This is a genomic window from Cellvibrio sp. QJXJ (assembly GCF_024452345.1).
Taxonomy (GTDB): domain Bacteria; phylum Pseudomonadota; class Gammaproteobacteria; order Pseudomonadales; family Cellvibrionaceae; genus Cellvibrio.
Map to the genome: position 1 here is coordinate 1318715 of NZ_CP101662.1, position 12881 is coordinate 1331595.

The following is a 12881-nucleotide window of genomic DNA, read 5'->3' on the forward strand; positions in this document are numbered from 1 at the left end:
TCGATTAGTGATTGTTCTTTTCGATCAGAACAACCGCATAACAAGCAATACCTTCTTCGCGCCCGGTAAAACCCAAACGCTCGGTGGTGGTGGCTTTGACATTGATTTGCGACAAATCCACGTGCAAATCAGCTGCAATGGTTTCAACCATGTGGGGAATGTAGGTTGCCATGCGTGGAGCTTGAGCAACAATGGTCATGTCTGCATTGGCCAACTTCCAGCCCAGTTGATTGAGCTTTGCATAAACCATACGTAACAGTGCACGGCTATCAATATTGCGGTATTGCATATCAGTGTCAGGAAAATGCTTACCAATATCGCCTAGGGCCGCCGCCCCCAACAAGGCATCACACAAGGCGTGCAACAACACGTCACCATCAGAGTGGGCGATCAGACCCCGCTGATGAGGAATAACAACACCACCTATAACAATTTTATCGCCATCGCCAAACGCGTGAACATCGTAACCATGACCAATACGCATAGACATATTTTAATTCCTGCTAAAAACAACTACATAACACTAGGTATTTTGTTGCAATAAAAAACTGGCAATTGCCAAATCATCAGGATAGGTAATTTTTATATTGCTGCTGCGACCTTTCACCATCAACGGCTTATAGCCAAATGCCTCAAGCGCGGATGCCTCATCCGTAATAGTTTTACCTTCAACTAATGCACGCTGCAAACAATCATGCAATAAGCCCAAACGGAACATTTGCGGAGTTTGCGCTTGCCATAAAGCACGACGATCCGTTGTAGACAGGATATTCCCATCGCTGACCATTTTTAAGGTATCGCTGACGGGTACCCCAAGAATACCGCCAACAGGATGATCCGCCACACCGCGAATGAGCAATTCAATATCCACCGGTGTAATGCAAGGACGCGCGGCGTCATGCACCAAAACCCAGTCGTATGGCTTCGCCACAGAGGTTAACGCAACCAATGCATTCAGGACTGAACCAGCACGCTCTGCTGCACCCGCAACATCATAAATGGCGGGATGATCGGCAATAGGCAACTGCCGCCAATAGGTATCATCTGGACTCAATGCCACATAGACACCAGCAACGCCATGAACGGCCAACAACCGGGACAAGGTATGCTCTATAACCGTTTTATTTAACAGCGGAAGATATTGCTTGGGACAATCAGCACCCATACGCGCACCAATGCCTGCGGCAGGCACTACCACCCAATAAGCAGGGGCTTGCTGATTAGATACTGTCATTGAATGCAATCTGTATAGAGGGTTTTATCCAGGTTGATAAAAAATTATTTTTCGTCATCGAGGATAATAAAAAAAGTTTCGTCTTTTTTAATCAGACCAATGTCATTACGTGCGCGCTCTTCAATAGTGTCCAAGCCTGTTTTTAGCTCTTCCACTTCAACATCAAGAATGCGATTGCGCTCACGCATGCGATCAATTTCAGCTTGCTGTAGTTTAATCTCATTTTCCAGCCGATGTGCATGCGCAAGACTGCCGTCACCAATCCACAATCTGTATTGCAGATAGCTCAGCAAAATTATCAGCACCAGCAGCAGCCACTTCATAAGTTCAATCAAATATTGCCTGAGACATTAAATAATTCACCATCACACTAAAAACAAAGGCCGATGATTCGGCCTTTGTTTTTTCACACAGATTACGACTTGAATTCTGCGCGGCCCTTGTAAGGAGCAGCAGCGCCCAATTCGGCTTCAATACGCAGCAAACGGTTGTACTTGGATACGCGGTCTGAACGGCAGAGAGAACCAGTTTTGATCTGCCCAGCAGCAGTTGCCACCGCCAAATCAGCGATAGTGGTATCTTCAGTTTCACCAGAGCGGTGAGAAATTACCGCAGTGTATCCTGCGTCCTGTGCCATTTTGATCGCATCCAGTGTTTCTGAAAGCGAACCAATTTGGTTGAACTTAATCAGGATGGAGTTAGCGATTTTCTTATCAATACCTTCTTTCAAAATTTTGGTGTTAGTAACAAACAAATCATCACCCACCAATTGGATTTTGTGACCAATTTTTTGTGTCAAGTCAGCCCAACCTGCCCAATCGCTTTCGTCTTTACCATCTTCAATAGAGATGATTGGGTATTTAGCGGCCAAATCAGCGAGGTAATCAGAGAATTCGTTGGTAGTGAACACACGGCCTTCACCAGCCAGATCATACTTACCGTCTTTGTAGAATTCAGTTGATGCGCAATCCAATGCCAGAGTAACGTTGTCCCCCAACTTGTAACCGGCTTTTTCAACAGCGGTAGAAATCACTTTCAGTGCATCTTCATTGGATGGCAGGTTTGGTGCAAAACCACCTTCGTCACCAACAGAAGTGCTCAAGCCTTGATCGTGCAGGATTTTTTTCAGGGTGTGGAAAATTTCCGCGCCCATACGCAATGCTTCAGCAAAGGTTTTTGCACCAACGGGCTGAATCATGAATTCCTGAATGTCCACGTTATTATCAGCATGCTCACCGCCGTTAATGATATTCATCATAGGCACAGGCATAGAGTACTTACCTGGAGTACCGTTCAGGTCAGCAATATGTGCATAGAGTGGAACTTTTTTGGAGATTGCAGCTGCTTTGGCGTTTGCCAAGGACACTGCCAAGATTGCGTTTGCACCCAACACAGTTTTAAAGTCGGTGCCATCAGCTTTGATCATGGCATTATCTAGCGCGCGCTGATCCAATGAATCCATACCCACTACCAGATTTTTAATAGTGGTATTGATGTTGTTAACAGCCTTCAAAACACCCTTACCCAAGTAGCGTGATTTGTCACCATCGCGCAATTCCAATGCTTCGCGTGAACCGGTAGACGCGCCAGACGGTGCAGTTGCAGAACCAATTGAGCCATCATCCAAAATTACTTCTGCCATTACAGTGGGGTTGCCACGGCTATCCAAAATTTCAAAGGCTTTAATATCAACAATTTTAGTCATTCATCTTCTCCAGAGTAGATTTCCAAAAAATTTAGTTAATGTCGAGTGGTGGAAAGTTTTTCACCAAATCGTCAATTGCTTTCATTTGCTGCAAAAATGGAATGAGTTTATCCAGTGGTAGCGCACTAGGGCCGTCACATTTTGCGTTGTTAGGATCAGGGTGCGCCTCAAGGAACAAACCTGCCAGCCCCACCGCCATACCGGCACGCGCTAATTCAGCTACTTGATGACGACGACCACTGGAGGCTGCGCCCATGGGATCGCGACACTGCAGGGAATGGGTTACATCAAAAATAACCGGTGCGTTACCGCTCACCTCGCGCATGGTGCGGAAACCGAGCATATCAACCACCAAATTGTCGTAACCGAAGTTAGTGCCGCGATCACACAAAATAATTTGCTCATTGCCACATTCGCCAAATTTTTCGACGATATTTTTCATTTGACCCGGGCTTAAAAACTGCGGCTTTTTAATATTAATAACTGCGCCGGTTTTCGCCATAGCGACAACTAAATCCGTCTGACGCGCGAGAAAGGCCGGCAGCTGAATTACATCACAGACATCCGCCACTGGCTGACACTGATCAATTTCATGAACGTCAGTGATCACCGGAACATTAAAGGTTTGTTTGATTTCCTGAAATATTTTGAGGCCCTCTTCCAGACCCGGACCACGGTACGAGTGAATAGAAGAGCGGTTAGCTTTGTCAAAGGAGGCTTTAAATACATAGGGAATACCCAACTTGCCAGTTGCCTCTACATATGCCTCGGCAACCTGCATAGCCATATCGCGAGATTCAAGTACATTCATTCCGCCAAACAAAACAAAAGGGAGTGAATTCCCAACTTGTAAATTGCCAATTTTTACGATTTGTTGTGACACATCTATTCCTTTTTAACGCAGGATATTTCTTGCAGATAAAAGTAAGGGCGCAATAAATTGCGCCCTTACCGCTTATTTCTTATTAGCCAGTGCCGCCTTTACAAACGCAGTAAAGAGTGGATGCCCGTCGCGTGGTGTAGACGTAAATTCCGGGTGGAATTGACAGGCGACAAACCAGGGGTGATCGGGAATTTCAACCATTTCCACCAAGGTATCATCCGCTGACCAACCACCAATTTTTAGACCGGCTTTTTGCAACTGATCAACATAATTGTTGTTTACTTCATAGCGATGACGATGGCGTTCAACAATCACATCTGCACCATAAATATCGCGTGCCTTAGAGCCGCTAACCAAGCGACACTCCTGAGCACCTAACCGCATAGTGCCGCCAAGGTCAGATGACTCATCGCGCTTTTCTACTTCACCTTCCGAGGTGATCCATTCAGTAATCAAACCGATAACCGGATGCGGAGAATTGCGATCGAACTCAGTGGAGTTAGCCCCTTTCAGACCCAACACATTGCGCGCAAATTCAATAACAACAGATTGCATACCCAAGCAAATGCCAAGATACGGAACCTTGTTTTCACGTGCGTATTGCACCGCCATGAGTTTGCCTTCTACGCCGCGCTCACCAAAACCACCGGGAACCAAAATAGCATCTGCATCTTTTAAAATGCCAACGCCTTCATTTTCAACACGCTCGGCGTCAATGTAATTAATATTAACTTTAGTATGGGTATGAATGCCGGCGTGAGTCAGTGCTTCAATGAGTGACTTGTAGGCATCCAGCAATTCCATATATTTACCAACCATGGAAATGGTGATGGAATTGACGGGATTAAGTTTGCCTTCAACAACCTTGTCCCACTCGCTCAGATCGGCCTCGCGGCATTGCAAACCAAGCAATTCAACAACTATCTGATCCAAACCATAGCTTTGTAGCAAGCGCGGGATCGAATAAATGGTGTCTGCATCGGGAAGCGGTACAACAGCGCGTTCGGCAACATTAGTGAACAGCGAAATTTTGCGGCGCGAATCTTCATCCACCAAACGCTCGGAACGACACAACAGAATATCAGGCTGCAAACCAATGGAACGTAATTCTTTTACTGAGTGCTGAGTCGGCTTGGTTTTGGTTTCACCAGCAGTGGCGATATAAGGCACCAAAGTGAGGTGCATTAGCAATGCGCGCGTGCCCATTTCAACTTTGAGTTGACGCACAGCCTCCAGGAAGGGCTGCGATTCGATATCGCCTACCGTGCCACCAATCTCAACCAAAGCCACATCGACATCGCGACCACCTTCAAGAATGCGACGCTTGATTTCATCGGTGATATGCGGAATAACCTGCACGGTTCCGCCCAAATAATCGCCACGGCGCTCTTTGCGCAATACAGTCTCATACACGCGACCGGTGGTGAAATTATTGCGGCGTGTCATCTTGGTGCGAATAAAACGCTCATAGTGCCCCAGATCAAGATCGGTTTCGGCACCATCTTCAGTGACAAATACCTCTCCATGCTGAAAAGGGCTCATGGTGCCCGGATCTACGTTAATGTAGGGGTCCAGCTTCATGATAGTTACTTTAAGGCCACGCGCCTCAAGAATAGCTGCCAGAGAAGCTGAGGCGATGCCTTTGCCCAATGAAGAAACAACACCACCTGTTACGAATATATAGCGCGTCATGTAAAACCTGATTAACTGTGAAAATGCGGAGCGGATATGGAGATAAATGCCTACAACAGCACTCTTTGCGAGGCTTGGGGATTTATCGTTCAGGACGGGGCGCCAGAGTAACAGAAAGCCCCTTTCGGCTCAACGAAAAGCTGGGATTGGGGTATGAAGCGACGTTAGTAAAAAAGGATGGGATGACATAAATTGCAGGTAACAAGCGTGCACTCGCCACTAACTGATTAGTGTTTATTCAAGAAATTGGCGCTAACAATAATCCGTATCGACTGCATTAAACGCCTGTTGGATATGGCGACTGGCAAAACCTCTGGTCTGCAAAAAACGCATCTGCCGTGCGCGCTCGCGCTGATCATGAGGGACTTGATTGCCAAAACGCTTGCGACGGGCATCACAAGCTAATGATTGCCATTCGGCATCCGACTCATCCAGACAAGCTGCAATAAGCTCTGCACTGATACCACGCTCACGCAACTCAAGACGAATCAACTGGCTGCCTTTACCCTGCCGCTGACGCATGGCAATAAACGCGGTAGCAAAACGCTCATCGGATTGAAGATTTTGTTCAATCAATGCTTGAATAACCGAGTCAAGTAAGCATGGCCAAGCCGAATACTTGCGCCCAAGCTTCTCCTTTAACTCTTTAGCGGAATGTTCACGCATTGCCAAAAAATTCATGGCGGCAAAACGTATATCCGATGGTTTCGGTGATTCTGCTTCCATAACAACAAAAGCCCTAATAAAAATGGCCGCAAAAAGCGGCCATTAGACTAACTGACAACAATTAATTCACAGGAGGAAACTGCGCCAAGACCTCCACTACAGCGTTGCTCAATACTTCACGCTGCTGTTGTGGCGCCATACTGCGACTCAGACGTTTCTCTGATACACCGCGCCAAATAGGCTTATCGGTTTTGGCATCCACAATATCAATAATCAAACTGCCCTGATTGTATACACGCAAGCCGGTATTGGTGCCCAAAAAGTAAGGGCGTGGATAGCGATAACCTACGCCGTAATAACCAAAACCATAGATATCGTTGTAACTGCGAGGATCTATTTTTTCCTCAACCACTACATGATAACTGACAATAAAGTCTGGCTTTGAACCAGAAGCACCCTGCTGGTAGCGCTTACCCAGTTCAGATTCAAGCGCCGCATGTATATGGCTTAATGTAAAAGGTGAAATCAGGATATCTTCTTTAGAGTCCTGCTTGGTTTCTGCAACACTGAATGTTTTCAATGATGCAAAATCAAACCCAGCCTGATGATCAGTTTCAACATAAGGCTGGGAACTGCAACCGGCAAGAAACACGGCACCTACCAATAAAACCCAATGTGATATTTTCATAAATTACCTCTTGCTCTTATCAAGCGCGATTGTGAGATTCACACTAACAATTTACTAATACGCAGCTTAATGGAAACCAAACACCTTGGCGATACATTCTGCGAATTGCTATCTGCCAGCGCTTTAGGGAAATCACAATAACCGCGCTTATAGACAACAAAAACCCCCATAACATTCCTGCTGATGGGGGTTTTGTACAGATCATTACAAATTACATTTCTACATCATCGGTCACTTCTGCACCACCGGCACTCAGAGATAGTGCGGGCGTAGCAAGAAGTTCGGTGCGCACGCGCTGCTCAAGCTCTTGCGCAATAATCGGATTTTCCTGTAAAAATTTCATCACGTTGTTTTTACCCTGACCAATCTTGTTGCCTTGATAGCTATACCAGGCACCCGCTTTATCAATCATGCCCAACTTAACGCCGTAATCGACCACTTCACCCATACGGTTAATGCCAGAACCATAGAGAATTTGGAATTCAGCTTGTTTGAATGGCGGTGCAACTTTGTTTTTCACCACCTTCACGCGAGTCTCAGAACCCACAACTTCCTCACCCTCTTTCACTGCACCAATACGGCGAATATCCAAACGTACTGAAGCATAAAACTTGAGTGCATTACCACCGGTGGTAGTTTCGGGGTTGCCGAACATAACGCCAATTTTCATCCGGATCTGGTTGATGAAAATCACCAGACAGTTAGCGTTTTTAATATTACCAGTGATTTTACGCAGCGCTTGCGACATTAAACGCGCTTGCAAACCCACGTGATGGTCACCCATTTCGCCTTCAATTTCAGCGCGTGGTGTCAATGCAGCAACTGAGTCAACAACCAGAACATCCACTGCACCGGAACGTACCAGCATATCGGTCACTTCCAGAGCTTGTTCGCCGGTGTCTGGCTGGGAAATAATCAAATCTTCAACATTGACGCCGAGCTTGGAGGCATAGATAGGGTCAAGTGCATGTTCGGCGTCAATGAATGCGCAGGTCCCACCCATACGTTGAGCTTCAGCAATAACTTGCAGAGTCAGGGTCGTTTTACCAGATGATTCAGGACCATAAATTTCAATAATACGGCCCTTGGGTAAACCGCCAATGCCGAGAGCGACATCCAGCCCCAAGGAGCCAGTTGAAATGGCAGGAATGGCGACTTGTTCTTTGTCGCCCATACGCATTACGGTACCTTTACCGAATTGACGCTCGATTTGACTTAATGCAGCCTGCAGGGCCTTCTCTTTATTCGCATCCATCTGACACCTCAACGTAACAATAGTGAAAACTGGTTATAGAATCTTTTTGTGGTCAGCCACTAGGCAACTGACTATGAACATAGCATACATGAAAAAGCTGTATGCGCAAACAGTACTAGTAATTTATACAGTATTTTTTTTGGTCATCGCCAGAGCGCCTTCCAGAGCGTAAATTACCGCGCCATGTTGGACGGCCGCCCTATCTCCATCAATAAGTTGCATATCCGTTTTCAGATCACCCGCCGCTGTCGCCCAGGCAAACCATACAGTACCAACCGGCTTACCCGGTGTGGCACCGCTAGGGCCAGCAATACCACTGATGGCCACTGCGAGATCCGCCCCCGAAAGCGCCAATGCACCGCGCACCATTTCCACAACAACGGCTTCGCTTACTGCACCTTCTATATCCAGCGTTTGCGCGCTAACGCCCAGTAGCTTTTGTTTGGCGACATTCGCATAACTCACCACGCCGTATTCAAACCACGCGGAGCTACCGGCGATGGCAGTAATTGCCGCCGCTACACCACCGCCAGTACAGGATTCAGCGGTGGCGATTCGCCAATCTTTAGCTGCCAACTGCTCACCGAGTTTTTGCGCCAATTCTTTTACCAACGTCGTCATTTCAATACTCCACAAGAATCAACAACCCCAAAAACAACAAACCCCGCAGGTAGCGGGGTTGGAATGAAAAACAGGAGTAATCTGTATTACTCGCCGGAATCTTTTAGCAAACTGGTTAAGCCTTCAATGTCGGCGCGAGCAACAGCGCGCTGATCCAGCTTGGTACGTGCTGCCTCAGGGAGATCTGTATATTGGATAACGCCGCGATCCACCAATACGTTGACCACATCTTCGAGTACACGAACCAGTTCGAGGTCAGAAGAATGAAGGCTTTCCAAACGGGCCTTAACTTCTTCTTTAACTTTTAACCAATTGTGCAGTTCTTCACTTTCTACGGAAATAGGTTCGCTCATGCCATCAAAGGGGGCTGGCTCAACTCTGAGCAATTTGCCTTGTGCATCGCGCTGTACATAAACCATTGCTGTTCCCCGCCATCGCTTTGTTATAAGAATAAACAAGGATGTTACAAGGTTTCCCAAGCGAAGAATACCTCTGCGGTTGCCGGTACCGGACGACGGATTGCTACGCGGTTTGGCTGTATCAGGGTTAATTTCATGGGAGCGCGAATTAAAGCCGCTCATGAGCGCTAACCTCTTAGGGTCAATAAGCTAAAAAAGTGCCCGTACTACAAGGCGGGAAATGAAGACTTGCGTGTTTGGAGCTGTTTAACAAATCACGACAAGAGGCTGACCACGGCGAAGCGCGTGAGCTGCGCCTGTGCGACAACAGTTTGTGTAACCACAGCATAGTTGGACGCTTTACGTCCCTGAATATCAAATACGGCACCCGCAAAATTCAACGCCCATTGTTTTTCGTCCTGACTCTCTTGCTGGGCCAAAAACTCGCGAACATCCTCCTGCCGCAGGCTGATGTGTTGACGCAGACTGCTGATACGATCCAGCGCGGTAACCACCGAGTCCAGCAGCTGACGCAATTCACGGAATGACTCCTGTGTCAGGGCCGCGCTTAACGCCAAAAAGCCATCTTCAGTGGTCGGGGCGATACCGTTACCCAGTGCGGGGAATAGTTTGCCCTCTCCTTTCACTTTCAACTGCTCCTTGAACAGCTGCCAATCATTTTCCGGCATGGAAAACTTGAGCGCGCCATCCGGATCTAACTCGGCGCGAATACCCACGCTACCAAAACTACTGTTCAAGCGACGCAGTATTTGCTCTTCACTCATGCCTTCATCGAGCACCAGCGCGACCGGCTCCGGCAACGCGCGACCGGCAGTGAATAACAGTGTTTCTTTACCCGCGTGCTGAATGGTTTCCAGTGATTCCAACCCGTCAATCGTAAAACGGCTACGCAAGGGTTCGTTGAGACGCAACTTGAAATTGGCGTCCAGCGATTGGCCGGAACGTTTGCTGCGTTCAGCGAGCAAACTATTTGCCTGCTGCAAATGATGCGCAATAGTCTCGCGCTCACTAGCCGATTGTGGTGCGCTGAGCTGGCGACTAATGCTCAGTTTCAACGTCGATAATTGCTCTGACAAATCGCCCAAATAGCGATCCGCTGCCTGCATGGAGGATAACTGCTGATTAAGTTGAAGATTAAAACCCTTGCTGCCCCCGGCACTTTTTGGTGTGCGGGCTTCGCGCGCTGGCGGTTCCTGCGCAGCCTGACGCGACGCACTTGCAGTAGCGACTTGCGGCCGCGCTTGCGCACGCGTATCCAAGGCATTGGCGACAGGGTTTTGCTTGTCGATCTTCATCGCTATAGCTCCTCTGATTACAGCAAACTAAAGAGCGATAACTGATTAATTTTCAGATAAGTTTTCTGTGTTGCTTGTAGCGCCAATTGATAATTGTTGAGATCAATCGTTGCACCGGCGTAATCCAAATTGGACAACTCACCTTCAATTTTCTTGTTGACCAGTGACACCTCATCATTGCTGTCGCTGAGCAGCGTCAAGGTATTTTGACGACCACCCAACTCAGTGACTGTCGCCAGCAACTTGTTATGGGTGGTATCCAGTTGGTTGATGGTGGTTTCAATTTGCGCACGCACCGCTGGGTCAGAAGCATCGAGCAGTGGATCTTTGAGTGTCGCAACCAAACCATGCAGTTCATTGAGCATATCCAGACCCGCGCCAAAGACTGAATGAGCTGTGACGTTCTCGGCCAGCAGTACACCATTGGCTACGGCGGCTTGGCGATGTTTGTCATTGCCAGTCACGCTGTAGGTTTCGGTCGCCGTGTCGTAAGTCGCGGCGGGGGTATCGCTGAGCGTACCGGAGAACAGGTAGCGTCCCTCTTCATCGCGTACATTGATGGCACTGAACAGGGTTTTTTCGAGGTTTTCCAACTCACCGGCGATAGCGGCCAGATCTTCACTGGTATTGGAACCATTGGCGGCCCATAACAGGCGATCGCGCACATTGAGCATGGCATCGGACATGGAGATGAGGTTTGCCTCCTGGGTCGACAGGCTGCCGGACACGTTATCGATGTTTTTGCGATATTGCTCCAGGCTGGCCTCTTCGCGTTGCACACGCATAACCCTGACGCTGGCGATGGGATCATCCGACGGCAGTAACAAGCGCTTATTGGTCGCCAACTGCTGCATGATTTTGCCCAACTGCGCCGAATTACCGTTCATTGAGTTATGCATGGTAGCGGTGATTTGTGCGTTGGTAATGCGCATGTTATGCCCCTTGAATCCTGAAAATAGTGGATGCTTGCAGCGCCTTAAAAGGCAGCAAGCATGTCATCAAATAATTGGTTGGCAGTGCTGATCACTTTCATATTGGCCTGATAGGCCTGCTGGTAGGTCATGAGGTTGACCGCCTCTTCATCCAGACTGACGGCACTGACACTGTCACGCTGGGCTTGTGCCTGCTGGGTCACCGTGGTGGTGGATTTCAAATCGGCCTGATTTTGGCGGCTATTGCTGGCAACCGTACCCAGTAAGCTGGTGTAGGCATCGTTTAAAGTCACCGAACTACCATTTAAGGTGATGTTTTGACTTTTGATAGCGAGTAAATCCAGTAGCACTTCGTTATTGCCGGTCTCGCCCGCCACCGAGGAAAACGCCAGTTGCTCCGGGGTCAGATTATTAACCTTGAGCAGCTGGGTGGAACTGGTGGGGTCATAGCTGAGCAGCGGCTGACCGGGGTTACCCGCCAAATCAAAACCGGTGACCAAAATATCATTCACTTTTTGCGCAAACTGCGCGGCCATTTCATGCAGGGCCTCCTGATTCGGGCGCAGCTCGCCATATTCAGCGTCGTACAAACCGCCAAACGAGCCGCCGAAATTATCCTGTTTAAGCGGAAAACTGGTGCCTAAAAAGGACAGCGATACCTGCTGTTCGCCCGTCGCCAGCAGCGACACCTGCAATTGACCTGCAGAGATACCTGCCACCAACGGCTGGCCATTGGAGAGCGTAACGCTGAGTGAGCCATCGGGCACTTCATTGACACGCAGCGATGCATATTGACTAAGGTCTTGTACCAAGCTGTCGCGATGGTCGCGCAACGCGGTGGTATCGCCTTTTACGGCTTCCGCTTCAATGATTTTTTTATTGAGTTTGGCGATGTTATCGGTCAGGCCATTGATGGTCGTCACCATGGCCGTGCGCTGTTCGTGCAGGGCTTGCACCTGAGCATCGATATTGCTGCTCAAACCGTTAAAACGCTGGCTCATATTGCCCGCTTCAGCGACGACCTGCTGGCGTAACGCAATCGAGTTGGGCGTGGCGCTGGCTTCGCTCAGGGCGGCAAAAAACTGATCCAAGCCCACACTGATACTAGAGCCAGTGCCGGACATTAAACCTTCCAGCGAAGTCAGGTACTCCTGCCGACTGGCGTAGTAATTTTGCTCGGTAGTGGCGCGCCAGAGCTGTTGATTTTGGAACTCGCTCGCCATACGGCGAATACTGCTTACCTCTACCCCGCCCCCAACGTTTAACCCGCCGGGCCCGGCAAGGGACTGGGTAACGGTATTCAAACGACTGAAACCAGGCGTGTTGACGTTGGCGATATTCTGCCCGGTGGTGGCTATGGCAACCTGGGCGGCGCGCACACCACTGAGGGCGATTTGGTTGAGAAAACTCATATCGTTAACCTTGTCTGCCATTATTCCCGGGCTGGTTTAGTGAACCTGCGCAGGGATGTGGAATTGGCGTTTAAATTTT

The 12881-nt window shown here is 48.5% G+C and carries 14 protein-coding genes; all 14 read right to left on the bottom strand.

What is annotated here, in order from left to right:
• Positions 1-4 precede the first annotated feature (4 nt).
• Positions 5-484 carry a 2-C-methyl-D-erythritol 2,4-cyclodiphosphate synthase gene (gene ispF, locus NNX04_RS05585; protein ID WP_007640570.1) on the bottom strand — a complete coding sequence of 160 codons (480 nt, stop codon included), beginning with the start codon at positions 482-484 and terminating at the stop codon, positions 5-7.
• Positions 485-523: 39 nt separating this feature from the next.
• The gene (ispD, locus tag NNX04_RS05590; protein WP_261947750.1) at positions 524-1234 is read right to left on the bottom strand and encodes a 2-C-methyl-D-erythritol 4-phosphate cytidylyltransferase; all 711 of its coding nucleotides are present in this window, start codon (positions 1232-1234) and stop codon (positions 524-526) included.
• A gap of 44 nt (positions 1235-1278) precedes the next feature.
• Positions 1279-1569 (bottom strand): FtsB family cell division protein, encoded by a 291-nt coding sequence (locus NNX04_RS05595; protein WP_441303066.1) that lies wholly within the window; start codon positions 1567-1569, stop codon positions 1279-1281.
• A gap of 80 nt (positions 1570-1649) precedes the next feature.
• Positions 1650-2939, bottom strand: coding sequence for a phosphopyruvate hydratase (eno, locus tag NNX04_RS05600; protein WP_007640562.1), 1290 nt, complete (start codon positions 2937-2939; stop codon positions 1650-1652).
• Between the two features lie 31 nt (positions 2940-2970).
• Positions 2971-3822 (bottom strand): 3-deoxy-8-phosphooctulonate synthase, encoded by an 852-nt coding sequence (gene kdsA, locus NNX04_RS05605; protein ID WP_007640560.1) that lies wholly within the window; start codon positions 3820-3822, stop codon positions 2971-2973.
• Positions 3823-3894: 72 nt separating this feature from the next.
• The gene (locus NNX04_RS05610) at positions 3895-5514 is read right to left on the bottom strand and encodes a CTP synthase (RefSeq protein ID WP_040391605.1); all 1620 of its coding nucleotides are present in this window, start codon (positions 5512-5514) and stop codon (positions 3895-3897) included.
• Positions 5515-5766: 252 nt separating this feature from the next.
• Positions 5767-6240: a regulatory protein RecX gene (locus NNX04_RS05615; protein WP_261947751.1), complete on the bottom strand. Its 474-nt coding sequence runs from the start codon at positions 6238-6240 to the stop codon at positions 5767-5769.
• A 61-nt stretch (positions 6241-6301) separates the two neighbouring features.
• Positions 6302-6868, bottom strand: a complete 567-nt coding sequence (locus NNX04_RS05620) for a DUF4136 domain-containing protein (protein WP_151057388.1) — start codon at positions 6866-6868, stop codon at positions 6302-6304.
• 211 nt (positions 6869-7079) lie between these two features.
• The gene (recA, locus tag NNX04_RS05625) at positions 7080-8123 is read right to left on the bottom strand and encodes a recombinase RecA (RefSeq protein ID WP_007640549.1); all 1044 of its coding nucleotides are present in this window, start codon (positions 8121-8123) and stop codon (positions 7080-7082) included.
• Between the two features lie 123 nt (positions 8124-8246).
• Complete coding sequence (locus NNX04_RS05630; protein WP_007640548.1) at positions 8247-8744, bottom strand: CinA family protein; 498 nt, start codon at positions 8742-8744, stop codon at positions 8247-8249.
• An 86-nt stretch (positions 8745-8830) separates the two neighbouring features.
• The gene (locus NNX04_RS05635; protein WP_261947752.1) at positions 8831-9163 is read right to left on the bottom strand and encodes a tryptophan synthase subunit beta; all 333 of its coding nucleotides are present in this window, start codon (positions 9161-9163) and stop codon (positions 8831-8833) included.
• Between the two features lie 254 nt (positions 9164-9417).
• Positions 9418-10458 carry a hypothetical protein gene (locus NNX04_RS05640; RefSeq protein ID WP_261947753.1) on the bottom strand — a complete coding sequence of 347 codons (1041 nt, stop codon included), beginning with the start codon at positions 10456-10458 and terminating at the stop codon, positions 9418-9420.
• 17 nt (positions 10459-10475) lie between these two features.
• The gene (flgL, locus tag NNX04_RS05645; RefSeq protein ID WP_261947754.1) at positions 10476-11390 is read right to left on the bottom strand and encodes a flagellar hook-associated protein FlgL; all 915 of its coding nucleotides are present in this window, start codon (positions 11388-11390) and stop codon (positions 10476-10478) included.
• 44 nt (positions 11391-11434) lie between these two features.
• The gene (gene flgK, locus NNX04_RS05650) at positions 11435-12802 is read right to left on the bottom strand and encodes a flagellar hook-associated protein FlgK (protein ID WP_040391604.1); all 1368 of its coding nucleotides are present in this window, start codon (positions 12800-12802) and stop codon (positions 11435-11437) included.
• Positions 12803-12881: the final 79 nt, after the last annotated feature.